The organism is Cellvibrio sp. pealriver, assembly GCF_001183545.1.
Classification (GTDB): Bacteria; Pseudomonadota; Gammaproteobacteria; order Pseudomonadales; family Cellvibrionaceae; genus Cellvibrio.
This window is the reverse complement of the sequence record NZ_KQ236688.1, coordinates 2,272,661-2,298,301: the sequence shown is the minus strand read 5'-3', so window position 1 is coordinate 2,298,301 and position 25,641 is coordinate 2,272,661. Positions and strand designations below refer to the sequence as shown.

Here is a 25,641-nt window from a genome sequence, read left to right as displayed (position 1 = left end):
GGCTACCTCCTGGTATGCAAAAAAGTAGGGGCTGCGGGAGCGGTGGAAAGAGTACTTGTGCTGGTAGCAGTGCTGGTGCGGCGCGGTGCTGGGTTTTGCACCATACAACCGAGCATGCACCACAGCAGTGCCGAGGTTTTGAATGCAAAAAGCGATGTTCCGCTAACACCTAAAATCAGTGCCATATAAAGCGAGGCAAGCGCGCGGAAACGACGGCTGCGTTCATCCGGCAACGGTTGTAACCACAGGCTGAGCCACAGCAACAAACACACGGGCAACCCGAAACCCGCTATGACATAGGCGTAACCCATATCACCAAAATAGGGCGGTATGGCAAAAGCAAACAGCAGGTCAGTATCAAACTCCAACAGCGACAATCCACTCACGGTCAAGCGGCCCATAAGATCATCGCCATGGTGTTCGCTGGTTGCGCCAACCAACAACACCATAGCGGCAGCCACAAATGGTGCGAGCACACAAAGGTTGAGCAGGGAGCCTCGCAGCAGCAAACGCGTTGCGAGCATCAGTGGCAATAGCAGAAGAGCGAAGCGGGAATCGCACAGGATAATCATCACTATTGCAGAGCCCACAAAAAAGACCGATTCGCGCCACTTTTTTCCATCGCGGCTGAAGCCCCATGCCGCAACAATGGTGGCGAAATTCCCTAGCGATACCGGCTCCAGAAATACTGACGATACGCGGTGGTTGCCCAGCAATCCGGGTAACAAGGTGCGGCCAATTCCTTCGGGGCGGGTACCATTGAGCTGCAATTTACTATCGCGTACGTAATCGGTGATCGGTGCAAGGTTACCGGTGCTGACGTAGTAGCTGAAAATATCGAAATAGCGGGTATAGGTATCGAGCATCAGCAGCTCAAAAAGCCCTAATGCGATCACCACCAGAATAATGGGCGGCAGCGCGCGGTCGATCACTTCGGGGCGGCCGATGTTGCAGCCAAACCAGAAGAAGCACAGGGGGATAATCAGGTCGCGGAAGGTTTTCGGGTTGAGCCAGCCGCTGGCCAGTGCGGCAATACAAAAATAAGCGCCGGCCAGGAGTGCGATCATGATGAGCCCCGGCAGTAACCGGCGCATCAACAGGGGCACGCAGGCAAGCATGATCAACACTTCGGTCAGCCCGACAATCGCCACTGAGGTGTGCAGTCCAACCGTATTCATCAGGCATAGCACGGCCTGATAAACCACTGCGGCAAGCAATACACCTGTCACCCATAACTGCTCGCGGCCAGCGTCTGCGCCCAAGGCGTTGGCAGGCTGCGACAGTTGCTTGCTCGTGGGCATACTGGCTATTGAATTGTTCATCTGAACCTTTCCCTACATCAACATCGTCACGGGTATTCAGCGTTAACCCAGCAAAGCCGATCCCAGTAGACGCACCCCCAACTCGCGCAACCGCTGGCAAATTGCGCTGAGTGTCCGGGTTTTGGTCTGGTGCTGGCGTACCAGCAACAAAGCCGCTCCCGATTGCGCAGCGACAATCTGGGCATCGCGGTTGGAATCCATAGGCGCAGTGCTGAGCAGGGTGATATCGAAACCCTGCGTCAAGGCATCAAGTAGTTCCTGATAGTGTTTACCCGACAGCAATTCCTGCGGATTGGGCGCGCGCGTTCCGGCGGGCAGCACCCAGAGCGAACGCACTGCATCGATGTTGATTGGTGCTACCGAGGTGCGGTTGGCAATCCAATCCGATAGCCCCGGCAGATTCTCTGGCAAGTTAAATACAGTATTGAGTTGCGGTGCACGCAGGTTGGTATCAACCAACAATGTGCGCAGTCCCAGTTGCGCAAAACTGACCGCCAGATTGGCGGCGGTCAGTGCCGAGCCCTGGGCATCCTCGGCACTGATCAGTGTCAATGAGCTGTGCGGCTTGGGGTTGAAATAGCGCAGCATCAATTCGCTGCGCAAGTTGCGCAAGGCCTCCGCTTGACGGCTATCGGGCTGGAACAATGCACTCAAGCGGTGATCCAGTTTGCTCGATGCGGCGGGCGTTTTGGTGTAGGAAAATTGTTCGGCCAGAATGGTCTTGATGTCGTCTTCATTCACCAGTCCCAAACTGAGCGCGGCTTCACCAAAACGTATACCCAGCTTTTTTTGGGTCGCCAGAATCTGTGCCAAATCCTTGGGGCTTAGTTTGCCCATAGCGACCAACATGGGCCCCATTTGGTGGGTGTTGATGGTCGTATGAAGCGGGTCACTGTGAATCGCGTTGGCGGTCATGCGCTGTGCAAGATCATTCATGATGTTGCCTCCTTAAAAATACCCGCTTTCTTGAAAATGCCGGTTGTGGCGCGCGCGCTTGAACCTTCATGGGGAATATAGGCAAGCACGGCCAAGCCCAGCTCTTGTTCGAGGTCATAGGGGTGACGGATGCGCTGATCCAGCCATTCCCAGCCAAGGGCAATCGCGGTACCCAGTAGTAGCCCCGCAACGCAAGCGAGCACCAGGGTCATGGCGGGTTTGGGCGATGTTGGCCGCGAGGGAGTGAGGGCGCTGTTTAGCACGGCGACATCGGTGGTAGCGATCTGGCTTTCAAGACGCGACTGGGCGCTGCGCGCCAGTGCAGCATCGTAAGCGGCCTGGGCGTTATCGGCCTCTTGCTTGAGCAGCGCAAGTTGGTTGCGGTTGCGGCTCAGTTGCAGCACCAGTTCTTTCTGGTTGGCCAGCTCTGCTTTGAGTTGTTCTTCCCGGGCGATGGCGAGCTCAACCGACGACTGCAAGCTGCCGGTGATGACATCGATCATCAGGTTCATTTGCTTTTTGAGTGTATCGACTTCACTTAGCGCCTGACGATATTGGGGGTGGTTTTCGCCCACCTGGCGCGCCACTTCACCCAAGCGTGCCTGGGCCTGGGCTAAATCGGCCGCCAGACTTTGTACCTGTGGGTTATCCATGGCCCGGCTTTTGAAATCCCCGGTTTTGGCATTGGCAATCTGGTCGCTGCGGCTTTGGGAGTTCAAACGCTCGCTTTGTACTGCGATCAGCATCGACGACAAATCCGCAAGCTTGGCGGACTCCAGATCCAGCCGATCCGATGAGGCCAAAATGTTGTGCTCTTCCTGATAACTGGACAGGGCATTTTGTTTTTCAATCAGTTCATCGCGCAGTCCGGTCAACTGCTGGTTGTACCACTGGCTGGTTTGCTTGGCAGGTTCAATGCGCAGCTCCAGGTTGGTGATCATGTAGGCTTGGGCAAACGCATTGGCAATGTCTGCCGCCAGTTCAGGGTTTTGTGCCTGGAAGCTGATGGTCAGCACGCTGCTATCGCGTTTGGGCGTTACTCCTAAGCCCTGTGCGAGAAACGCGAGAATGCGACGCTGGTCGCCAGCAGCATCGCCACTTAATTTGATGGCTTTGATAATGGCGGGATTTTTCTCCAGTGCCAGGTCGGCAATCACTTTCGTGGCGACATTGCGGCTGCGGATCACATCCGCCTGGGTTGCCAGATAACCGGTGGTAATTCGCCCGGGTTGAGCCTGCCCGCTAATCGGATCTACCCCCCGGCTGTCAACCAACAGGTCAGTCGTAGCGGTAAACGATTTGGGCGTGAGCAGGGTCAGCAGCAGCGCACCGGCCAATGCCAATGCGCAGGTGATAACAATCACCCACTTGCGGGCGAGCAAAATACCAATCAGGGTGGTGAGGTTCATCTTATCGCTCCTGTTTTAAAACGCGTCCCTTTAGAAAAGGCTTTCCTTAACGACCAGTACATCACCGTCTTGTACCTGATCATCGGGTTTGGCTTTTAACTCTTTTACCGCGCCGTTCTCATGTTGACGGAATAACTTCACACTGTTTTCGCTGGCACGCGCGGTTGGGCCTCCGCCAGCACTCAACGCCTGACGTACGCTCAGCGGGCGGTCAAGTGGATACATACCGGGTGTGTGAACCTCACCGTTTAAATAAAAGCGACCAGCGTTGGGCACGTAAATCGTGTCGCCATTCCTGAGCCAGACGGTAGGCAACAATTCGTTTTCCTGATGCAGCAGCTGTTGCAGGTCGTACTCGATACGCTCCTGCTTGCCTTCGCGGGTAATGCGCATCAGCACAATCCGCTCACTGCCCGAGGGCGAAATGCCGCCCGCCCATGCCAGCGCCTGGGTGAGGCTGGTCGGCCCTTCCAACACCAGTTTGCCGGGGTTATTCACCTTGCCCAGAATGGCAACAACCTGACTGCGATACTTGGTGACTAACAGGTTGACCTGGGCGTTTTTCAACACATTGCCTGCTTCGTAGCGGCTAGCGATCAAGGCGGCTGCATCTGCACTGGTTTTTCCGGCGATAGGCAAATTGCCCAAGAGTGGAATCATGACCATACCATCGGCACTGACCTGGGTTTCGGCGGCCAGCTCCGGCTGGCCGTAGACGGTAATGCGTATTTCATCGCCAGCACCGATGGTGTAGCTGGCAAGATTATGGTGTGCAGTTTGTGCTAGTACTGGCGCACCAAGTGCGGCGATTACCACACCCAGTCCAGCGAACCATTTGGAAAATCCCGATGACATGTGTTGTCCTTAATAAAAAACTGGTCAGCCCGGAAGCTGTCAGACCAGAGGCTGTTGAATAAGGAAGATCACGCCAAACACTGCAAAAGCGAGGCCTAATTGGCTAAAGCATGCTAAAAAAAAGATAAATCTGTGTGACAGGCCAGATTCACCCTCAAAAAATGGCGTGTAAATGTAGATATGGCGTGGAGAATCCCTGTCTCCATTTCTCAAAATCTTGCTTTTTTGCACGCTATTGGTGCGATTTCTGCCGTCCCTATAGGGAGAAATTGTTATCTGCATGAATGGAATTGATGCTGGGGATGAGTTTTTTGCGTGGAAGGCATTTGTGCGGCTGGTGTACAATGCGCGCCTATCTTTCTCCCCTTCCCATTAACACGGCGGCCATTTCTGGCTTGCTGGTCAACTCAGGACTTTCCACAGGAACTACCTATGTTTGATAAAAACCAAACGCTTGCTTCTTTTGATCCCGACATCTGGGCTTCTATTGAAAATGAAGGTCGCCGTCAGGAAGAGCATATCGAGCTGATTGCGTCTGAAAACTACACCAGCCCGTTGGTTATGGCGGCGCAAGGTACCAAGCTTACCAACAAGTACGCCGAAGGTTATCCGGGCAAGCGTTACTACGGTGGCTGTGAGTATGTTGACCAGTCAGAAGCGTTGGCAATTGAGCGCGCCAAGCAACTGTTCGGTGCCGATTACGCCAACGTACAACCTCACTCGGGCTCACAAGCCAACACTGCGGTTTACGCTGCGCTTTGTGCACCGGGCGATACCGTATTAGGTATGAGCTTGGCTCACGGCGGTCACCTGACTCACGGTGCCAAAGTGAACTTCTCGGGTAAAATTTACAATTCTGTGCAATATGGTCTAAATCCGGAAACCGGTTTGGTTGATTACGAAGAGATCGAGCGCTTGGCGGTTGAGCACAAGCCAAAAATGATCGTTGCCGGTTTTTCAGCCTACTCACAAGTATTGGATTGGCAACGCTTCCGCGATATCGCCGATAAAGTAGGCGCTTACCTGATGGTAGACATGGCTCACGTTGCTGGTTTGGTCGCTGCTGGCCTGTACCCTAATCCGGTGCAAATCGCTGACGTAACCACCTCTACCACCCACAAAACCCTGCGCGGTCCACGTGGCGGTATCATCCTTGCCAAAGCCAACGAAGAGATCGAGAAGAAGTTGAACTCGGCTGTTTTCCCTGGCGGTCAGGGTGGTCCTTTGATGCATGTGATCGCTGCTAAAGCGGTCAGCTTCAAAGAAGCCATGACTCCTGAATACAAGGCTTACCAACAACAAGTCGTGGTGAATGCCAAGGCGATGGCTAAAACCTTCCTTGAGCGCGGTATCAAAATTGTTTCTGGCGGTACTGAAAACCACCTGATGTTGGTTGATCTGATCGGCAAATCCTACTCAGGTAAAGATGCCGACGAAGCACTGGGCAAAGCGCACATCACTGTGAACAAAAACGCCGTACCTAACGACCCACGTTCACCGTTTGTGACCTCAGGTATCCGCGTAGGTACTCCGGCAATCACTACCCGCGGCTTCAAAGAAGCCGAGTGTGTGCAACTGACCCACTGGATCTGCGATATTTTCGATGCACTGGAAGCAGGTAATGCCGACGCAGCGATCGACCAGGTTAGAGGCAAGGTTGCTGATCTGTGCAAAACCTTCCCGGTTTACGCTAACTAATCGCAAGATTAGCGCAATAAAAAAGGCAGCCTGACCGGCTGCCTTTTTTATTGTCCGTTATTCATCTTTATTGTCTGCTGTTCATCGTTTTCATCAGCTAAGAAAAACTCGTTTAATTACTTTATTCTGATTTTTAATAATTTTATTTTTAAAAATAAATAAAAATTAGATTATTTTTTCACTTAAGGTAATAAAAACTGGCTAATTTTCGGTCTTTGTCTTAATTTTATACAGGTGAATTATTGATCAGGATGCCTGTATGTCACGCAGTTCCGGTAGCAACCTAAAGCGCATCTACTGGGTGTTTGTTGTGGTTGCCGTATTGCTGGTGTTGTATCAGGTCTCCCGTAATAGCCATATATTGCAGCCCGACGAGCGCTTGCAAGAACTACAGCCTGCGCCCGTTGCCCAGCTTTCGCTTGATCCTGATGCGTTGGTAAATGCCGAAGCTGCACTGCAGCAAGCGCAGGATGCCCTGATTGGGCAAGCGGCGATGCAAGCAAAGGCGACAACGTCTGACACAGGCACGGTTTTGGACACAAGCACAGCGACAAATGCCTGGCAGGCCGACCCGCAGGTTTCCCCTGCGATTCCCCTGCCGGATGCAGTAGTGGATTATGAACCGGTGAGTGTGGATATGGATTCCCCCGCGTATCCCGGTGTGGGCGAGCAAGTGAAATTGATGTTGCCAGGCGGAAGTGAATTGGTCGCCAAGGTGGCATCCAGCCATGAAAATCCCAACGGGGATTACAGCTGGCGCGGGTACTTGGAAGGCCATGGCGATGAATATCCGGTGGTGATGACTTATGGCGGCAATTCAGTATTTGCCACCATCACCACACCGCAAGGCAGTTACACGCTGGAGTCAGTGAACGGTAGTGGTTGGGTGTATAAAAACCCTTCCGAGTTTGAATTATCGGAGCCGGGAAAAAACGATTATCTTGAAATTCCTCATGCGCATGATCATGAGTAATACAAACAAAATATTTTATTGGGGGCAGATGGTAATGAGTAAAAAAACATAGCGGTTAGTGCGGTTTGGCTTTAATGGATGCGCATCGAAATTTGGAAAATGGGTTCCATCTTTTGTTAATCACGGAGGGTTTTTAGTAAAGTCAACAGAGAAACTTTTATGAAAACTTTCGTACAAAAAGTGGTTCGTTCTACCGCTGCAATTATTTTATCTGCGTTAACCTTTCCCGCATTGGCGGCATCGACAGCAATCGATGTATTAGTGGTTTATACCGATGGTGCTGCAGCACTTTACGGTGGCGATCCTACCACTCGTATCAATCAAATCTTCCAAGTTACCAATCAAATTTACGCCGATAGTGGTGTCGATCTTGAAGTGCGCGTTGCTAAAACCATGAAGGTCAGTTACACCGATGACAATGCTGCTGAAACGGCATTGAATGCGATCACCTTCAATCAGGATGCAGCCTTCAGTGGCGTTGCTGCCGCGCGTGAACAAGCAAAAGCCGATATGGTGATTTTGTATCGCCCCTACAAACAAATTCACGGCAGTTGTGGTGTTGCCTGGGTAGGTGGCAGTAATGGCACCATGAGTGCTGGCCACAAAGCCTATATGTTTTCCCATGTGGCGATTAATTCTTGCGGCGATTTTGTCACTGCCCACGAGCTTGGCCATAACATGGGTTTAAAACATTCGCGCAAACAGGATGGTGTTGGTGGCGTATTGCATTACGCATTGGGGTATGGTGTTGTTAATTCATTTACAACTGTGATGGCCTATCAGAATGAATTCAACGTGGACTACTGGGATGGCAAAGTTTACAAATTTTCCAATCCGGATTTAGTGACCTGTAAAAACCAACCCTGCGGTGTTGATCGCAATAACACAACCAGCGGTGCTGATGCGCGTTATGCGCTCAATATTACCGGGCCGCAAATCGCCAATTTTTACGCGGGTGCGCCTGCATCGAGTGCTGCATCATCGTCATCAAAATCCAGTTCCAGCGCAGCGCCTTCTTCCAATAAATCGTCCAGCAAATCATCAAGTTCTGCAAGCAGTGTGAGTAATTCCGATGCAGCAGTGTTGAAAAATAAAGTGGAAGTTGCACGCGCTGCGCATTCGTCCGCTGCTGCGGCAGTGGCTGCCAATAAAGTTGCCATTGCAGAAAAAACCACAGCAGAAAGAACGGCCAAAACCAATCTGACTGCCGCGACAAGAAGCCTGACTACTGCCACTAAAACCTATGAAAAAGCCGTTGCCAAATACAATGGGCTAGTCGCCAAAGTTGATCCACTGGTTACCCAATTGAATACGGCGTTGACCGCCTACAATTCAGCAACCGCAACAACCAAGTCTGCCAAATTAACGGCCTACAATAATCTGGTGACCAAGTACAACACATTGATCGAACAAATTACTGCGGCACTTGCCGAGGCCAACACGGCGCAGCAGCTGATTGCTCCAGCAACACAAGCGGTGAATACAGCAACTGCTACCTATAACACCGCTGTTGCAGCAACAACCGCCGAGAAAGCGAAAACCGCGGGGCTGACAACTGCAGCTGCGACAGCCTTGGCAACCTTGAAAGCATTGGAGCTTGAATATAAGGCAGCACTTAAAGCCTGTAAGTGTACTGTGTGACCTTTATCGTTTGATGAGTCCGTTGAAAGTTGATTGTCTGTTTGGGTCTGTCTTTTGCCCGGCTTAGGCCGGGCTTTTTATTATCGGCCCGATAAAACAATCGGGTTTGTAGCGGAATGCTCTGCTAGACTTCCTGAAAATTAGAGGCAGGAAGTTGATTGATGTTCAGTGTGTTTTGGAAGAAATACAGTTTGCTGGTGTGGTTAGGTGCAATTTTGATCATGGGTTTCCTTGCCACCAGTTTGGCCAGCTATTGGGTATCCCGCGATCAAATCCGCCATTCGATCATCGACCAGGGGCTACCCCTGACAGGCGATAATATCTATTCAGAAATCCAGCGCGATGTGCTGCGCCCTACGTTTATCTCATCATTAATGGCCAGCGACACATTTGTGCGCGACTGGATTTTGTCCGGCGAACAAGATGCATCGCAAATTACGCGCTATTTAAATGAAGTGAAGCAAGAATACAGCGCGGTCAGCAGTTTTTTGGTCTCGGATAAAACCCGCCATTATTATTATCCCCAAGGTATTCTCAAAACCGTAAAAGAAACCGAACCGCGCGATACCTGGTTTTTTCGCGTACGCGATATGAAACACGCTTACGAAATGAATCTGGATGTGGATCTGGCCAATAACGATACTGTGACAGTATTTATTAATTATCGCGTATTTGATTACGAAGGAAATTTTATCGGTGCAACGGGAATCGGTGTTCCTTTGGAATCCCTCGCTCGTGTGATTGACGATATCCAGAAACGCTTTAATCGCAGGGTCTATTTTGTGAATGACCAGGGGGACATTATTGTCTCGGCGAAGACAGGGGAATTGCACAAAGGTTCTATCCATGAATTACCTGGCATCACGACAATTGCCGATAAAATTATCAATAAAAATACCCAGCCCACCAATCTGGAATATGAAAATGAAGCGGGCAAAATTATGCTCAGCTCACGTTATATTCCTGAGTTCAATTGGTATCTGGTGGTTGAACAAACCGAAGATGCTGAAATTGCCAAAGTACAGCAAGTTTTTGTGGGGAATATTGCAATCAGTGCATTGGTGACTGCCTTGGTGTTGTTGCTGTGTTTGTATAGCGTCAACCGTTTTCAGCGTCGCTTGGAAAACGTTGCAGCAACCGATTCGCTCACTGGATTACTCAACCGCCATGCTTTTGAATTGATGTTTGAGCAAGCCGTGCATGAAGCACATCGGGCAAAAACACCACTATCGATGATTCTGCTCGATATCGATCATTTCAAAAATATTAACGACAGTCACGGCCACCTGACGGGTGACAGGGTGATCATGCGTGTTGCACGGCTGCTTGAAAATAGTTTGCGCAATGGCGATGTGCTATGTCGCTGGGGTGGTGAAGAATTTTTGATTTTGCTAAAACAAACCTCGCTCGATGCCGCGCAAGGAGTTGCAGAAAAATTACGCGAAGTCATGGCAGCAGAGCAATTCCAATTAGGTAATAAAACCCTGCAGATCACCGGCAGCTTTGGGGTGGCGGAATTTGGTGGGGTAGAGACCTTAGTTCATTTCTTTGCCCGCGCTGATCGCGCCTTGTATCTGGCGAAATCCGGTGGTCGTAATCGGGTTGAAACCCTGCAATAACGCGCCGCACATGGCATTTGATGGATTGAGTGCCAATCGGTTATAACCTTCCTTGGTTTTTATAATTATTTTCCATGTTGCTAATTTGATGGTCGAATGTTAACGTTAACGTGATCGAATTAACAGTGCCTGTTTCATCTGCTATTGCTATGCAAGGCTGGTTGATGGAACCGGGGTGCTGTTTATCGTTTAAACAGATAACAACACCAGGGGAATAAGATAATGAAACACCTCACCATGAAGCGGAGAGTGCTCTGCTCCACCATTGCAGCCTTAGTGGGCGGCATGTCCGGCAATCTGGCAATGGCGCAGGATGAAGGGCAAGTTGAAGAAGTGGTTGTCACCGGTATCCGCGGATCGCTGGTGCAATCGATGGATGTCAAACGCAATAGCGCGGGCGTAGTTGATGCAATTTCAGCAGAAGATATCGGCAAGATGCCCGATACCAACCTCGCGGAATCCTTGCAGCGTATCACCGGCGTTTCCATTGATCGCAATAACGGCGAAGGTAGCCGTGTGACCGTGCGCGGTTTTGGCTCTGACTATAACGTGATTACTTTGAATGGTCGCCAAATGCCGGCAGCCAGTTTGGAGGCGACTTCTGCATCCAACTCGCGTTCATTTTTGTTTGATAACCTCGCTGCAGAAAGTGTGGCGGGCGTAGACATTCACAAAACCGGCCGTGCGAATTTATCCACCGGCGGTATAGGTGCGCTGATCAATATCAAAACCGCAAAGCCGTTGGAAGTGGGTGAAACCCTGGCATCGGTTGGTGTGAAGGCGGTGAACGACCAATCCAATCGCACCGGTTCGGATCTCACTCCCGAAGTCTCCGGTATTTTCAGTACGACTTTCGCAGAAGGCACGTTTGGTGTTGCCTTGACAGGCTCGTATCAGGAGCGCGATAGCGGATATAACGCAGCAGAAACCAGCAGTGGCTGGTACACCATCGCCGGTACTGCTGGCGATTGGGGCTCGCTGCCTTCTGACGGCAGTTTTGAAAATCGCCCGCAAGAAAAAGATGTGTATTCTGTACCGCGCAATTTGTTGTACAGCATTAACGATATGCAGCGCAAACGTACCAATGGCCAGTTGACCCTGCAGTGGGCACCAACAGAGACCATTACTGCCACCGCGGATTACACCTATTACGAGCAGGATGTAGAGCAACGCCGTCAGGAACTGTCTGCCTGGTTTAACGGTTTGCCCACCGGTGGTGAATACACCCAAGGCACCAATCAGGTTGGCTCAGTGGTTGGTCCTATCGTCTATAGCGATGCAAGCCAGGCAGATATCGGAATGGGTGTCGGTAACTGGGGTACCATCAACGAAGGTAACTCTGTTGGTTTGAATGTGAAATGGCAACCAACCGATCAATTGACATTGGTGCTCGATTATCACGATTCTGATGCAGAAGCCGGTGCAAAAGATTGGCGTGGTACCAACAACGTAGTGACTGCAGTGCATTTCAATCGCGCATCTACCACTGTGGATTATTCGCAAGATTTCCCGGTGATGGATATTACTTATCTTGATGGGAAGGGGCTTGATGCGAGCAAATTCCAATCGTCAGGAACCAGTTTCCGCAACAGCTACATGCTGTCTGAAATTGAACAAACCAAACTCGATGCCAAATATGAATTCGATAATAGTTTGTTGAAAAGCATTGAAGCCGGTATTTCATTAACCGACAACAGTAACCGCTCAGCCTTCTCCAATGCACAGCGCGATACTTGGGGCGGGTATGGTGTTGCTGAAGATTTTGCCGATAATTTGTTTACCCAGAAAAATCTGGCGAACGAATTTGACAGTATTTCGGGCTCCAATAATCCTAATCTTGAGCCGCATTACTACGCGGTAGATTTTCATGGCTTTAGTGATGCCATCGCCGCAGCGTCGTTAAAATATGGCGATACCTCAGCGCAATTTTATTACTGCGGTGCGCAACCAAAACTTTGCTCAAATCCAGAATATTCTACTGATCGCCGTGCCTTGGAAGAGCAATCAGCTGCTTATGTACAAACCAATCTCGGGTGGGATTGGGGCACTATGCCAGTGAATTTGGGTGTAGGTGTGCGCTACGAAGAAACTGAAATTACTGCCAAAGCCTTAGTACCGAATTACACCTCGCTGGTGTGGGCTGCAGCAAACGAATTTACCCCAATCGCGCAAGGCTCTACCTTTACCGAATTGCCCGGTGAATATGACAACTGGTTGCCTAATGTCGATTTCGATATTGAGCTGATGGAAGATGTAGTTGCACGTGCATCTTACAGCGTGACCATTGCACGCCCGAATTACAGCGATATTCAAGGTGGTGTGACCATCAATCAGCCAGTGCGTTTTAATGGCGGTACTGGTAATTCTGGCAACCCGGATCTAAATCCGTTTGAATCCACCAACTTCGATATTTCTGCCGAGTGGTATTACGCTGAAGGTAGTTATGTGTCGCTGGGTTATTACAAAAAAAATGTTGAAAATTTTATCGGTAACGACAGTTATCAATCGACTATTTTCAATTTGGCACATCCTGCACAAGGCGATAGATACGCTGCGGCTGCTGCAGCTACCGGTTCGTCAGATGCGTTAGCGATACTGAATTATCTGCTTGCACAAAGTGGTGGTGCGCCGATTGTTGGCGATGCATCACAAGGTGATGCGTTAACGCAATTCACCATCATTGCACCGTTCAACCAAAAAGAAGCCTCAATTGATGGTTGGGAATTTGCGGTACAACATTTGTTTGGTGAAAGTGGTTTTGGTGGCATGTTCAACGTCACTACTGTCAATGGCGACATTAGCTATGACAACTACAACACCAACAAAGGTGAAGGCGTTGTTAACCAGTTTGCCTTGTTGGGTTTGAGTGATTCAGCCAACCTGATTGGTTTCTATGATAAAGATGGATTCCAGGCGCGTATCGCCTATAACTGGCGCGATGAATTTCTCAATTCCACTTTCGATGGCAATGGCGAGCGCAACCCGATTTACGTAGAAGCTTATGGTCAGATCGATGTGAATGTCAGCTACGAAATTAATGAAAACCTCAGTGTGTTTGCTGAGGGCATTAATATCACTGATGAAACCACCCGTGCTCGCGGCCGCCATGAAAATATGGTGATTGCTGCAGTACAAACCGGGCCACGCTTTAACATCGGCGCGCGCTACAAGTTTTAATCGGTAATTGCTGTAACGCTAAGGAAACGGCCACACACTCTGTGGCCGTTTTTTATTAGAAAACTGATAAAAATAAATAAACCCTGGAATTGCTATGAAAAAAATAGAAAATATTATTATCGCTGGCGGTGGTACTGCCGGGTGGATGGCTGCTGCAGCATTAGGGAAGCTATTAGGCAAAGCGGTCAAGATTACGTTAATTGAATCAGATGAGATTGGCACCGTAGGCGTTGGCGAGGCGACTATTCCCACTATGGTGTTTTTTCACAAATTGTTGGAAATTAATGAGCGCGAATTTATGCGCGAAACCAACGCCACCTTTAAATTGGGCATCCAGTTTGAAAACTGGCGCCAGTTAAACCATAAATATTTGCACGCGTTTGGTGTAACCGGAAAAGATTGTTGGGCTGCGGGATTCCAACATTTCTGGTTGCGCGGAAAGGAGTTGGGAATTGCGGAAGAATTTGGCCACTATTGCCTTGAGCGCCGTGCTGCAGAAGAGCATTTGTTTTCCCATTTACCGAATAATGGGTTGAATTATGCCTTTCATTTGGATGCGAGCCTATACGCAAAATATTTACGCAAATTCAGTGAGGGCTTTGGTGTTCGGCGTGTAGAAGGAAAAATCAGCCATGTTTCTACCGCTGAATCCAATGGGTTTATTGAGGCAATTACGCTCGAATCAGGCGCGCGCCTGGAGGCCGATTTTTTTATCGACTGTACCGGCTTTCGTGCGCTGTTAATGGAGCAAGCCCTGCATACCGGTTACGAGGATTGGTCGCATTGGTTGCCATGCGATAGTGCCATCGCTGTACAAACCGAATCGACATCGGCTCCTGTTCCTTACACCCGATCAATTGCGCGCACCGCTGGTTGGCAGTGGCGTATTCCCTTACAGCATCGGGTTGGCAACGGTTTGGTCTATTGCAGTCAATATCTGGATGATGAATCTGCAAAAAAACTTTTGCTAAACAATATTGATGGTGAACCGCTTAATGCGCCACGGGTAATTAAATTCCGCACTGGCCGTCGTTTAAAACAGTGGAATAAAAACTGCCTTGCGGTGGGGTTATCGAGCGGCTTTTTGGAACCATTGGAATCCACCAGTATTCATTTGATCCAGCAAAATATTATTCGCTTCCTGCGCATGTTTCCGGCTGGTGGTGTAGTGCAAAGCGATATTGATGAGTTCAATCGTCAAGCTGAATTTGATATTGCCCATATCCGCGATTTTATTATTTTGCATTACCACGTCACCGAGCGAAATGACTCCGAGTTCTGGCGCTATTGTCGCACTATGGAAGTTCCGGAATCCCTGCGCCACCGTATTCAATTATTTAAAGAAACCGGTCGGGTATTTCGCGATGGTAATGAATTGTTTGATGATTCATGGCAGCAAGTCATGATAGGGCAGGGGTTAATGCCGAAGCATCATCACCCATTAGTGGATACCATGAGTAAAGAAGAGTTGCAGACATTCTTACAACAGATCAGCAAGAATATTGATTACACGCTGGCGATTTTATCCTCGCATGAGGAGTATGTTGAGCACTATTGCAAATAATCAAGGCGATAAGCGCGCAAGGTGTTATTAAACAAGCCTGGAACGACTAACAGGCTTGTTTCTGAATCCACAAGAATATCGGCGGTGTAATTATTTTCAGCTTGCGCGTTCCACAGTAAGTAAGTGTTATGTTGATCAACCAAATACAACATTCCTTTCCAGCTAGTTAACAGATAGGAATTTTTTTTCCACGGTTGTACTCCATCGGCCTCGGGAAATAACTGTTGTGTAATTGTGCGGATTTTTTTGTTGTGATCTATATAAAGCAACTTGTCATTTGCGGCGATAAGTAAGCCATCCTGTTGCGGTAACAGGCCATTAGCGGCTTGGATATTTTGTGCGTAAATTGCCAAATCACCTTGGTGTAAGCGGTAGACGGTATGGGTAAACGTATCCGATACATAGACACGGCCTTGCGCATCAATCGCCACATCATTTAAAAACTGCGCTCCAGAAATAGCAATTTGCCGCAACAGTTTTCGGCTGTTGATATCAATCACTAGTAATCGATCTATATCGCTTACCCATAATTCATTGCCGGAAAGTGCCATACCTTTCGGCGCGTTTAAACCCTTGTACCATTGCAGGTTAATGATATTTCCGTCCAGCCCTATTTGTGCAATCCCGCCTTTGCCATCCTTTTGGGTTGGGTCGCCATCAATAAGCGATACCAATAAGTATTCGGTTTCCCCTTTAACCAGTACGACGGATTCTGGCATAGGTAAGTCATGCGTAGTCCACAGCGGTATCAGCTTTGGTAGTTGGGGTGGGGTGCTCACTGTGGATTGTTTGCAGCTAATGCTGCATAAAAGTGTTGCAATACCGAGACACAATGAAAGATAAGTACGCATGATTGGCTCGTGGTTGTATTTAAAATTTAGCGATATCCAACCAAAGCTCCGGTCGGTTAACAGGAGTTTCCGGTGTGAGGTAAGGGTTTTGTAATTCAATCAGGGTGCGGTTTTTTAAGTTTGCAAACTGCAATACTTTTTGTACACCGGGTTCAGCGTAAAAAAGTTTATCAAAACTGCCATCGGCGATTGCCTGGTTTAAACCCGTTTCCAATTGCTGTGCGAGTGTGCGGTTATTTTTATGTACGAATAAGTAAAACGGCATTTTGTAGCTAAGCATCAATCGTTGTTCAACGGCCAACTGCAATTGCGAGTGCGAAGCAATCTCTCCCCAGGGTTCATGGATGCCGCGAGGAAAAGCATCAAAGCGTTGTCCATCCACCATATAGAGCAAACTGGGGAATTTACTCACTTTCACTACATGTAAACCATTTGCTTCCAGAATACTGGTATCTGCCCAGGTGCGGCCTTGTCCTAGTGAAATAGATTTCAAATCGGAAAGGTTGTTGATTGCATTAAATTTATATTGATTGTTCTTGTGAATAATAAAAATCCGATAGCCGAACATGCCTTTATATAAAGGTATACGTACGGGCAAAAAATCCTGCTCCTTGTCTTTGTCGGTTGCTGTCCAAAATATATCGAGCTGGCCTGAGTCTATTTCGCTCATTACGCGCGGCAAGGTTTTTTCTTCACTGGAGTCTGCTTGTAGTTGAATATTTTTATCAACATAACTTAATGCCAGTGTTGCCATAGCAAAAGCGTAGCGGTCATTGTCATTGATTAAGGCGGGTGTGTGCAGTCGGGTTTGGGCATGGCTCTCAAGGGTGAGAATCATTGTTAGTAATATCAATAGGCCGGTAGGATTACGGCTCATCATTACACCTCTGCAGTTATTCGTTATTGTAGGGCTGCGAGTTTCTTTTGTTGCTGTCAGTCAATTCTGTTAAGTAAATCCCGAGAAAAAAGCGGGTCGCAACAGAAGCGAAGTGACCCGCAAAAGCAATGAGGCGCAAGGCCTCGTCCTGGATACAGAAACTACATAACAACCACTTGGCAAAACTAACGTGACGAAACAGCGGATCAAGCAACCAAGGAATAAGAATTTCTCAAAACGCCTTGAGTTTCGATCACGTTAACGTTAACATTAATTTCAGTTGAGCCAATTGTCAACTGGAAATTAGATTCATCCAGTCGAAATTGGCGGTGTGAAGCCGTATTGATTAGACGCTAATAACAATAGAAGAGGTAAATATGACGGGTCCTGTATCCGGCCAGCTCAATCCTGCCACTCCCGCAGCAGCAAGCAGCTGGTATCCGGTATTGCTCGCGCTGATCGTCGCGCTGGGTGGTTTCCTGCTGGGTTTTGATGGTACCGTCAATTCCGGTGCAATCCCGTTCTATCGCGTTTCCCTTGAAATCTATGACGATGCGTTTTTACTGGGTTTTTCATCCGGTGCCATTATTTTGGGCAGTATTTTTGGCAACCTGATTGCGGGCTATTTGGGTGATTGGCTGGGGCGAAAACGGGCGCTGGTCATTACCGGGGTGTTTTTTGCCATCGCTGCATTAGGGACTGCATTTGCCCATCACATTGCGATTTTTATCATCGCCAAAATTATTGCCGGTATCGGTGTGGGCATCGCTATTTTGATCGCGCCGGTATACATCGCTGAAATTGCACCGGCGGCACAGCGTGGAAAATTGGTGTCGATCAACCAACTTAATATTGTGCTTGGCATTTTTGCGGCTTACTTTTCCAATTATTTTATTTTGCAGTGGGTACAAAACCCGGAACTGAATTGGCGCTGGATGCTGGGTGTTGGTTTTTTCCCGGCCGCCGCTTATTTGTTGCTACTGATTGTAATTCCCGAAAGCCCGCGTTGGTTAATGGTGCGCGGGCGCGAGCAAGAAGCATTGCTGGTGTTAACGCGCTTGCGCGGCGCAAGTGCAGCGGCTGAAGAAATTGCCAGCATCAAACACAATTTACAGCAGGATTTATCGAACAAAACACAGCGAAAATCCCTGCGTGCAGAAATGGCTCAATTGTTTTCCAAACCCATGCGCCGCATTTTACTGATCGCTTTCGCGCTGGCCGCTTTCCAGCAGCTCTCTGGCATTAATTCTGTACTTTATTATGCGCCCATGGTGTTTGAAACATCGGGAGTAGGGCGCGACAGTGCATTTTTGCAAACCATTATCTTGGGCGCGGTATTTGTTTTTACTACATTAATTGCGATGGTGTTGATCGATAAGCTCGGGCGCAAATTATTGTTGATCATGGGCACGGCGATTATGGCTCTGTCGTTGGGGCTTGCGAGTTTTTCTTTCTATCAGGCGCGCTACCAATTAGAAGCGAGTTCAATTGCGGATATTCGTACGGAGTTATTTCATCAAGGGCTGGTAACGGAAGCGGCTAACCAAAACCCGGATGTCTACCAAAAAGATCGCATTGAAATTGCAGGCGACACGGTGCAATTTTACCAAGGCGACACCCTATTAATGAGTCTTCCGTTAAATGCGCCGGACATCGCCACCCAGCAGCAAAAAATAGATCTGCTTGCACAGGCGTTGCAGTCCATTGCGGGGCAAACCTTCGGCAGTGAAGTAGAGTATTTTTCTGCAATAAAAACAGCGCTATTTAATGTCGTGCAGCTTGCATCACAAGAAAACAATCAAACCGCTTACAGTGCTACAACGGATGAGCAGTTACAGGCGAAAATCCGGCAGGATTTTAGCGGTTATCAATCGCTGTTACTGAAAACGGCTATTTCTATTAATTCGCTTGCGGTATTGATTGGTTTGCTGGGTTTTATTGCCGGATTTTCAATTTCATTGGGGCCGGTCACCTGGACCATGTTGGCGGAAATTTTCCCAAATCATTTACGTGCGATTGGTATTTCAACGGCCGGTGTGCTCAATGCCAGTACCAGTTTTGCCGTGGCCAGTTTATTTCCGTGGCAGTTGGAAGTGTTCGGCTCCACCGTAACCTACTTGCTCTACGCCATCGCTATGGTGTTGTGTTTCATATTGGCAGTCAGGTTTATTCCCGAAACCAAAGGTAAAACGCTGGAGCAATTGGAATCCAGTTTGGTTCGTGGACATTAATCGCATAGATAAAGATTGGTGTTCATTTAGAAACACGCCGTAAATACATCCCTGTAGGCTCGATTCGGCATCCATGCCTCATACGGTTTCTAAACGAACACCAATCTTTATTCGACAGATACTGAGTTTAAAAATGTTGATCAAGGTTGTTGTATGAATGGAATAATTCAAAATCCAATCCTGCGTGGGTTTAATCCCGACCCCAGTATTGTGCGTGTGGGCGATGACTATTACATCGCCACGTCAACCTTTGAATGGTTTCCCGGTGTGCAAATTCACCATTCGCGCGATTTAAAAAATTGGCAGTTGTTAGGGCAGGTACTTGATCGTCCATCGCAACTGGATATGCGCGGTGCCCCAGACTCTTGTGGCGTATGGGCACCTTGCTTGAGCCATTGCGATGGTTTGTTTTATTTGGTGTACAGCAATGTGGGCTCATTTGATGGTGTCTGGAAAGACACACCTAATTACCTGGTGACTGCGCCCTCCATTCACGGTCCTTGGTCCGAGCCGGTCTTTTTAATGTCGCGTGGGTTTGATGCCTCACTCTTTCATGACACTAATGGCAAAAAATGGCTCACCAATATGATGTTGGATCATCGCGCTGGAAAATTTTTTGGTGGCATCCAGCTGCAAGAATACGATCCGCTGCAACAAAAGTTAGTGGGTGAGGTGAAACATATTTTTGCAGGCTCTGAACTAGGTTTTACCGAAGGGCCGCATATTTATCAGCACAACGGTTGGTATTACCTGATTACTGCCGAAGGTGGTACCGAATACGGTCATGCAGTGACTATGGCGCGCTCGCGCGATATTGTCGGGCCGTATGAGTTGCACCCGCAAAACCCGATTATTTCTGCACGCAATTATCCGGATGCACCCTTACAAAAAACCGGTCATGCTGATTTGGTGTGTACACAGCATGACCAATGGTACGCCGTGTACTTGGCGGGGAGGCCATTATCGGCACGCGGGCGTTGTACGCTTGGGCGTGAAACGGTGATTGAACAAATGGAATGGCGTGATGACGACTGGTTGTATCCCGTCACTAATCAAAAAACAACGCGCCTGCAAGTTCCTGCCCCGGGGCTGAAGGAATTTTCTGTAAGGCCGATCGCGGAGCTGGATAATTTTACCGCCCAAACACTATCGCCCCAGTGGCAAAGTTTGCGTGTTCCCGTAACAGAGCAATGGTTAAGTTTGAGTGAGCGTAAAGGATTTGTTCGCTTGAAAGGGCGCGAGTCGCTCAGCTCTACCCGTGAACAAAGTTTGATTGCGCGTCGTGTACAGGCGTTCGATATTGAAGCCAGCTGCAAGATTGATTTTTCGCCTAAAAATTTCCAGCAGCTCGCAGGTTTGGTGTGTTACTACAATACTGGCCATTATTTGTATTTGTATATTTCCTGTAATGAGTTGACAGGACAGCGCGAATTACACCTGATCAATTGCGATAATTTTGTCGTTGCTGAGCCACTGCAAACGCCCATTATTTTGCCGCCTTATGGTGAGATTTTGTTAAAAGTTGAATGGCACCAAAGCGATGTACAGTTTTATTACTCTAATGCAGAAAGCTGTGATAATGAAAGAATAGACTCTGAAAATGCTAAAGCTTGGAAAAAAGTAGGGCCGGTAATGGATGGTAGTATTTTATCGGATGACCACGTGCGCGAGATGAGCGATCGTTACCGCCCCGCGTTTACCGGTGCCTTTGTAGGAATTTGTTGCCAGGATTTAAGTGGAATGAAACTGCATGCTGATTTCGATTGGTTTAACTATCGCGAATTTAGCATCCCTGACAACGCAGATCAGTTAAATCATAACGACGAATATCATCAGGTATCGGAGCAAGGTGTATGAAATCCAATAAAAAAACGTTTTTTTCGTGGGAAGGGTTGTGCTTGTTAATTGGCGGTGTTTCGCTGATAACGGCTTGCTCCTCCACCATTCAGAAGTCTTCAGATGAAGATGCAGCGGTGCAGCAGGCCGCCACCATTAATCAGAATCTAAACAGCAGTGCAGCAGTAGCGTTTGTCGATACACGCAACTTGCCTGCCGATAATAAAATCGCATTATTTATGGGGCAGGATAGCGAGACTTTGACGGAGTATCGCAAAGAGGCATTGGAAAAAGATGCAGAGCTTCCCAGGCCTGCGGGCATTACGCTGTACACCAAAATTTCCAATAGTGCCAATCAGGGTAGCCTTGCGGGTATCACCAGCGATACCGATTATGGTGCCGGCATGATTAATTTTTCCAAATCACTAAAAGAGTTTCCCGATGCCGCCTTGGCAGTTGGTTTGGATATTACCGACGTTCATGCGGGCTGCAAACAAATTCCCACGCGCGCAATTGCCGGGATGATTGGCGAGGGCGTCAGTGAAAAAGACGTGGCGGATTATCGCCAGCAAGTGGATAAATTATTACTGTTTTTAAAAGGCTCCAAACGTGAAGTTTTCTTGCGTATTGGTTACGAGTTTGACGGCCCCTGGAACTGCTACGAGCCTGAAGCCTATAAAGCGGCATATCGTTTTATTAAATCCCGCATCAATGCATTGGCGGCAAATAATATTGCAACCGTTTGGCAATCGGCGGCATGGCCGCGCAATCAAGGTATTTATCAAGTCACTGAAACAAATCATTTAGAGAAATTCTATCCCGGTGATGATGTGGTGGATTGGGTTTCGCTTTCTACTTTCTATGGCGATACCTATCGCGACTATCAATGGACTTGTGATGCATTAAACCCCGAATGGTTTACGCCTGTAGTAACGCCGCGCTCGCAACAGGATCGCCTACTGGCATTTGCCCGCAACCATAAAAAACCAGTGATGATCGCCGAGGCAGCGCCGGTCGGTTTTAGTAATTCACAGCTCACCACAGGTTGTATTTTTACCAATCGCGTTAAACCAATTACTGCAGAAGACATTTGGAATAGCTGGTATGCCGATTGGTTTGATTACATTCATGCCAACAAGGATGTGATTCGCGCGGTTGCCTATATCAACACCAACTGGCACAGCCAAGGCATGTGGTATTGCGCACCTAATTCAACTGCAGGTGCCAAGGATTGTAATCAAGGCTATTGGGCGGATAGCCGTGTACAGGCAAACCCTTATATCTTGAAAAAATTTAAAGAAGAAATTTCTCATTCTGTTTATGTGAATGGTGTTAAAAAATAATTAAAAATCCATGCCAGAAGTCGTAATGACTTCTGGCATGGACCTTGGAAAACCCCGTCATGGATGTCCAGTAGCGCCTTAATAACAATAGCGATAAGGCCATTATCATTGGATCAGTAACATGAACTTCTTCAGCTTTCTGAATGAATTGCGCTTTACCCTATATGAAGTAATTCTCTTATGGATAATTTCATCTGGCGCGATCTATTGGTATTTCTCTTCTCGGCGAAAATTAGCGTTATCTAAATCCTCGGAAGCGACTGCTGTTGAAAATAGTCTGATTGGCGAAACGGCCAAGACTAAAATATTTGTTGATTTTTCACAGTTAAAAAACAGCATAGACGAACAGATTCGAACGCAGCAACTTTACGCGCGTCCACAGCTGAATATTGAGCGCTTGGCGCAGTTTCTGGATATACCTGTAAAGCAATTGTCCTTATTGCTTAGAACACAGTTTCATCAAAACTACTTTGAATTTATTAATCAATACCGATTGATGGCGGCAAAAGAGCGATTGATTAGCTCTGAGTGGGCAGGAAAAAGTGTGCAGGAAGTTTATGAGTCAGTTGGCTTTTCAAGTCGCTCTACTTTTTTTACCTTGTTTAAAAAACAAGAAGGAATAACGCCAGCGGAATATAGATTAAAACATCGCTCAATCACATAGTGTATGTAGTTCTACTTTTTGTTTAGCTAAACATCGAACTGTATCTTGTAGAAAAAATCGGTTTTTCTGTATGGGTTACAAATCCCTGTGACATAAATCTAATTCATACAGGATTCCAACATGAAAAACCTACTACGCCTTACCGGGCTGCTATTAGGCAGCTTGGTTAGCTTTTCATCCCATGCCGCCATTGAAGCTAACGCTGTCAATTTGCCTGCAAACAACAAGGTGTTGTTTTTAATGGGACAGGACACTAGCACCTTGCGCGCTTATAAAACTGACGTGCTCACCAACCCTGCCCATGCAACCTTGCCAAAACCTGGCGGCGTTACTTTGTATGTATCAGTTTTGCCCAAAGCGACTCATGCCAATTCGGCACCGGCTAACGCGACCATGTATGTGAGTGGTATCGAAGGCCCACCGGTGGATAACAACAACGGTGAAGTGAATTTTGCTGAGACACTGGGCGATTACGACTTGCTCGCAAACAATAATAAAGTCGCACTCGCAGTGGGTTTGTATTTATCCGATGAGTGGGCGAATTGCAGCAACCAACCGCTGCGTGCCATTGCCGGTACCGGTGATGCCGATGTCGGCAGTGCTACCGATCCTGCATCGCTATCCTACCAATGGCGTTATGCAATGGATCGCATGATTAATTATTTTAAAGCCAGTGGTCGCCCGGTGTATTTGCGTATTGGCTACGAATTTGATGGCCCCTGGAATTGCTACAATCAAACCTTTTATAAAAATGCCTATCGCTGGATTGCAACACGTATCGATCAATTAGGCGCAACCAATGTTGCGACTGTATGGCAAGCGGCAACTTATCCGGACGATGGTGATCCTGCGTATGGTTATCAAGTATCACCCAACCCGGCGGCACATTATGAAAGCTGGTATCCCGGTGATGCCTATGTAGATTGGATTGGTATTTCTTTTTTTGCTGGCAGTAATTATTTGAGTTATCAGTGGTCCTGTCAGGATGGTTCCAAGCCTTGGACAGTGCCAGACACCACGCCGCGCGCTTTGCAAAATGCACTAATGACCTTTGCGCGTACGCACGGAAAACCAGCGATGATCGCTGAATCGGCACCACAAGCATTTGATCTACGCAATTTAAATTACTCTTGCACCGCTGCGCGCCAAAACACGCAAAATTTTGCGAGTGGCCAAGCGGCATGGAATGCTTTTTTTACTGATTATTTCCAATGGATTTTTGACAACCGCGATCACTTGCGCGCAGTGGCCTACATCAATACTGACTGGCAATCGCAAGGTCGTTGGTATTGCGCGCCGGGTGCAGCTTCTTGCGCAGCGGGTTATTGGGGCATCACCAGTATTCAAGCGAATTCGCAAGTGATGAGCAATTTCAAAACCGAAATGGCGAAAACATTTTATGCCCATGCCGGTAGCCCCATTGGCGGCACTGCGTCTTCGGTTGCAAGCTCAGTTGCTTCTTCTGTTGCATCATCAGCAGCGTCCTCTGTCTCTGTTCCCCCAACTGCAGCACCACAAGCTACCGCAACCGCTGGCAATGCGAGTGTGAGTGTGAGTTGGAATGCCATTGCTAACGCGACCAGTTATCGCATCAATTATGGTTTTTCGACCGGTGCATTAACCTCAACCCAAACTACCAGCGGCACTAGCGCAACAGTGAGTGGATTAACCAATGGTTATGCTTACGATTTTACGGTAACGGCGATTAACAGCGCCGGTGAAAAAACCAGTGCGCGTGTAAGTGCAACACCACAAGCGCCAGTGGGTGGCAGCTATGTATTTGGTTTACAAAGCAACGGTGTGCTTTACCACAATGTGGGTAACCAAACGGCGAGCTGGGTATATTTGTGTTTGAACGGCGATTGCCGCCCAGCAACAAAAAATGGATCGCGCTGGGAGCGCACTGCAACGGTGAATGCCAACACGGCTTATTCGCTGGAGTTTAAAGTGCAAGACAACGCAACCTCGCAATGTATTGCAACCGCCAGCAATATCAAACCCGGTGAGGGGTTAGCGGCATCGCCCTGTGCTAATGGTGCGGCTGCTTCATCGGCGATTGCATCATCAACGCCTGTGGTGAGTTCATCCAGCCGTTCATCGGTTGCATCTTCTGTTGCTGTTTCATCAGTTGCTTCTTCAACTGCAAGTGCGTGCGGTGATTTTGGAATTGCTTACAGCAATAACAACACCATGGTGCTGTACCACAAAAATAATGGTTGGTCAGCGACCTGGAATTATTTGTGTTTGAACGGTGATTGCCGTGCAGGGACTTTAACCAATGGTTACTACCGTCGCAGCGTAAGCGGTGTGCTCGGCCAAAGTTATCAAGTGGAATTTAAAGTGCAACAAACACCAGCTCCCGGTCAATACACAACGGGGCAGCAAACCAAAACGTTTACTAATCAGTGTGTTTTACCGTGATTCGAATGTTTTCACGATCTTGAAGATGAACCTCGGTATTTGTTCATGGACCGTATGCACACAGGACGTGTGCATCGAGCCCCCATGGATGGGTTCACGGCGTGTCCATGAATGAATATCGTGGTTCATCTGGCTCGATAGTGAGTGCAGATTTCCTTCGGGACACACAATCTGAGACTCGCCGTAAATACGTCCATGTAGGCTCGAATGCAGCATCCATGCTG

The 25,641-nt window shown here is 48.2% G+C and carries 17 protein-coding genes; 11 read left to right on the top strand and 6 right to left on the bottom strand.

Annotated features, from left to right (window positions below; translation table 11 throughout):
- Positions 1-2 precede the first annotated feature (2 nt).
- From VC28_RS09995 to VC28_RS09980, 4 genes are read right to left on the bottom strand one after another with little or no spacing between them, the layout of a single operon-like run.
- Positions 3-1,322, bottom strand: coding sequence for a hypothetical protein (locus VC28_RS09995; protein WP_053094184.1), 1,320 nt, complete (start codon positions 1,320-1,322; stop codon positions 3-5).
- Positions 1,323-1,364: 42 nt separating this feature from the next.
- A complete protein-coding gene (locus VC28_RS09990) occupies positions 1,365-2,258 on the bottom strand; it encodes a polysaccharide biosynthesis tyrosine autokinase (protein ID WP_082191488.1) in 894 nt (297 codons plus the stop codon).
- Positions 2,255-3,667, bottom strand: a complete 1,413-nt coding sequence (locus VC28_RS09985; RefSeq protein ID WP_082191487.1) for a Wzz/FepE/Etk N-terminal domain-containing protein — start codon at positions 3,665-3,667, stop codon at positions 2,255-2,257. Before VC28_RS09985 ends, VC28_RS09990 begins: the two co-directional genes overlap by 4 nt.
- Before the next feature lie 30 nt (positions 3,668-3,697).
- Entirely contained in the window at positions 3,698-4,522 is an 825-nt protein-coding gene (locus VC28_RS09980; RefSeq protein ID WP_082191486.1) for a polysaccharide biosynthesis/export family protein, read from the bottom strand.
- Between the two features lie 432 nt (positions 4,523-4,954).
- Here VC28_RS09980 and glyA point away from each other — a divergent pair, with 432 nt between their 5' ends.
- The 6 genes from glyA to VC28_RS09950 all read left to right on the top strand — a co-directional run bounded on the left by glyA (position 4,955) and on the right by VC28_RS09950 (position 15,194).
- Positions 4,955-6,220 carry a serine hydroxymethyltransferase gene (glyA, locus tag VC28_RS09975; protein ID WP_049630507.1) on the top strand — a complete coding sequence of 422 codons (1,266 nt, stop codon included), beginning with the start codon at positions 4,955-4,957 and terminating at the stop codon, positions 6,218-6,220.
- 259 nt (positions 6,221-6,479) lie between these two features.
- Positions 6,480-7,193 carry a hypothetical protein gene (locus VC28_RS09970; protein WP_049630506.1) on the top strand — a complete coding sequence of 238 codons (714 nt, stop codon included), beginning with the start codon at positions 6,480-6,482 and terminating at the stop codon, positions 7,191-7,193.
- A gap of 159 nt (positions 7,194-7,352) precedes the next feature.
- Positions 7,353-8,834 (top strand): M12 family metallo-peptidase, encoded by a 1,482-nt coding sequence (locus tag VC28_RS19305; RefSeq protein ID WP_053094183.1) that lies wholly within the window; start codon positions 7,353-7,355, stop codon positions 8,832-8,834.
- 161 nt (positions 8,835-8,995) lie between these two features.
- The gene (locus VC28_RS09960) at positions 8,996-10,453 is read left to right on the top strand and encodes a sensor domain-containing diguanylate cyclase (protein WP_049630505.1); all 1,458 of its coding nucleotides are present in this window, start codon (positions 8,996-8,998) and stop codon (positions 10,451-10,453) included.
- A 222-nt stretch (positions 10,454-10,675) separates the two neighbouring features.
- Positions 10,676-13,630 carry a TonB-dependent receptor gene (locus VC28_RS09955; RefSeq protein ID WP_049630504.1) on the top strand — a complete coding sequence of 985 codons (2,955 nt, stop codon included), beginning with the start codon at positions 10,676-10,678 and terminating at the stop codon, positions 13,628-13,630.
- Between the two features lie 94 nt (positions 13,631-13,724).
- On the top strand, positions 13,725-15,194 hold the full coding sequence (locus VC28_RS09950; RefSeq protein WP_049630503.1) for a tryptophan halogenase family protein: 1,470 nt from the start codon (positions 13,725-13,727) through the stop codon (positions 15,192-15,194).
- On the opposite strand, the gene VC28_RS09945 is transcribed toward VC28_RS09950, so the two are convergent.
- On the bottom strand, positions 15,182-15,913 hold the full coding sequence (locus VC28_RS09945) for an NHL repeat-containing protein (protein WP_049630502.1): 732 nt from the start codon (positions 15,911-15,913) through the stop codon (positions 15,182-15,184). The genes VC28_RS09950 and VC28_RS09945 overlap by 13 nt on opposite strands.
- 151 nt (positions 15,914-16,064) lie before the next feature.
- A complete protein-coding gene (locus tag VC28_RS09940; protein WP_231591704.1) occupies positions 16,065-16,922 on the bottom strand; it encodes a transporter substrate-binding domain-containing protein in 858 nt (285 codons plus the stop codon).
- 377 nt (positions 16,923-17,299) lie between these two features.
- Here VC28_RS09940 and VC28_RS09935 point away from each other — a divergent pair, with 377 nt between their 5' ends.
- From VC28_RS09935 to VC28_RS09915, 5 genes are all read left to right on the top strand, one after another.
- Positions 17,300-19,153, top strand: a complete 1,854-nt coding sequence (locus VC28_RS09935) for a sugar porter family MFS transporter (protein WP_049630501.1) — start codon at positions 17,300-17,302, stop codon at positions 19,151-19,153.
- A 153-nt stretch (positions 19,154-19,306) separates the two neighbouring features.
- A complete protein-coding gene (locus VC28_RS09930) occupies positions 19,307-21,010 on the top strand; it encodes a glycoside hydrolase family 43 protein (RefSeq protein ID WP_049630500.1) in 1,704 nt (567 codons plus the stop codon).
- Positions 21,007-22,332, top strand: coding sequence for a glycoside hydrolase family 26 protein (locus VC28_RS09925; protein ID WP_049630499.1), 1,326 nt, complete (start codon positions 21,007-21,009; stop codon positions 22,330-22,332). The genes VC28_RS09930 and VC28_RS09925 overlap by 4 nt, the downstream gene beginning before the upstream one ends.
- A gap of 121 nt (positions 22,333-22,453) precedes the next feature.
- Entirely contained in the window at positions 22,454-22,996 is a 543-nt protein-coding gene (locus VC28_RS09920) for a helix-turn-helix domain-containing protein (protein WP_049630498.1), read from the top strand.
- Between the two features lie 120 nt (positions 22,997-23,116).
- Positions 23,117-25,417, top strand: a complete 2,301-nt coding sequence (locus VC28_RS09915) for a family 31 carbohydrate-binding protein (protein WP_049630497.1) — start codon at positions 23,117-23,119, stop codon at positions 25,415-25,417.
- The last annotated feature ends 224 nt before the right edge of the window (positions 25,418-25,641 follow it).

What these genes read in the sequence shown, in the direction of transcription:
- VC28_RS09995 (WP_053094184.1), bottom strand. Translation starts at nt 1,322, where the DNA reads ATGAACAATTCAATAGCCAGTATGCCCACGAGCAAGCAACTGTCGCAG.
- VC28_RS09990 (WP_082191488.1), bottom strand. Translation starts at nt 2,258, where the DNA reads ATGAATGATCTTGCACAGCGCATGACCGCCAACGCGATTCACAGTGAC.
- VC28_RS09985 (WP_082191487.1), bottom strand. Translation starts at nt 3,667, where the DNA reads ATGAACCTCACCACCCTGATTGGTATTTTGCTCGCCCGCAAGTGGGTG.
- VC28_RS09980 (WP_082191486.1), bottom strand. Translation starts at nt 4,522, where the DNA reads ATGTCATCGGGATTTTCCAAATGGTTCGCTGGACTGGGTGTGGTAATC.
- glyA (WP_049630507.1), top strand. Translation starts at nt 4,955, where the DNA reads ATGTTTGATAAAAACCAAACGCTTGCTTCTTTTGATCCCGACATCTGG.
- VC28_RS09970 (WP_049630506.1), top strand. Translation starts at nt 6,480, where the DNA reads ATGTCACGCAGTTCCGGTAGCAACCTAAAGCGCATCTACTGGGTGTTT.
- VC28_RS19305 (WP_053094183.1), top strand. Translation starts at nt 7,353, where the DNA reads ATGAAAACTTTCGTACAAAAAGTGGTTCGTTCTACCGCTGCAATTATT.
- VC28_RS09960 (WP_049630505.1), top strand. Translation starts at nt 8,996, where the DNA reads ATGTTCAGTGTGTTTTGGAAGAAATACAGTTTGCTGGTGTGGTTAGGT.
- VC28_RS09955 (WP_049630504.1), top strand. Translation starts at nt 10,676, where the DNA reads ATGAAACACCTCACCATGAAGCGGAGAGTGCTCTGCTCCACCATTGCA.
- VC28_RS09950 (WP_049630503.1), top strand. Translation starts at nt 13,725, where the DNA reads ATGAAAAAAATAGAAAATATTATTATCGCTGGCGGTGGTACTGCCGGG.
- VC28_RS09945 (WP_049630502.1), bottom strand. Translation starts at nt 15,913, where the DNA reads ATGCCAGAATCCGTCGTACTGGTTAAAGGGGAAACCGAATACTTATTG.
- VC28_RS09940 (WP_231591704.1), bottom strand. Translation starts at nt 16,922, where the DNA reads ATGAGCCGTAATCCTACCGGCCTATTGATATTACTAACAATGATTCTC.
- VC28_RS09935 (WP_049630501.1), top strand. Translation starts at nt 17,300, where the DNA reads ATGACGGGTCCTGTATCCGGCCAGCTCAATCCTGCCACTCCCGCAGCA.
- VC28_RS09930 (WP_049630500.1), top strand. Translation starts at nt 19,307, where the DNA reads ATGAATGGAATAATTCAAAATCCAATCCTGCGTGGGTTTAATCCCGAC.
- VC28_RS09925 (WP_049630499.1), top strand. Translation starts at nt 21,007, where the DNA reads ATGAAATCCAATAAAAAAACGTTTTTTTCGTGGGAAGGGTTGTGCTTG.
- VC28_RS09920 (WP_049630498.1), top strand. Translation starts at nt 22,454, where the DNA reads ATGAACTTCTTCAGCTTTCTGAATGAATTGCGCTTTACCCTATATGAA.
- VC28_RS09915 (WP_049630497.1), top strand. Translation starts at nt 23,117, where the DNA reads ATGAAAAACCTACTACGCCTTACCGGGCTGCTATTAGGCAGCTTGGTT.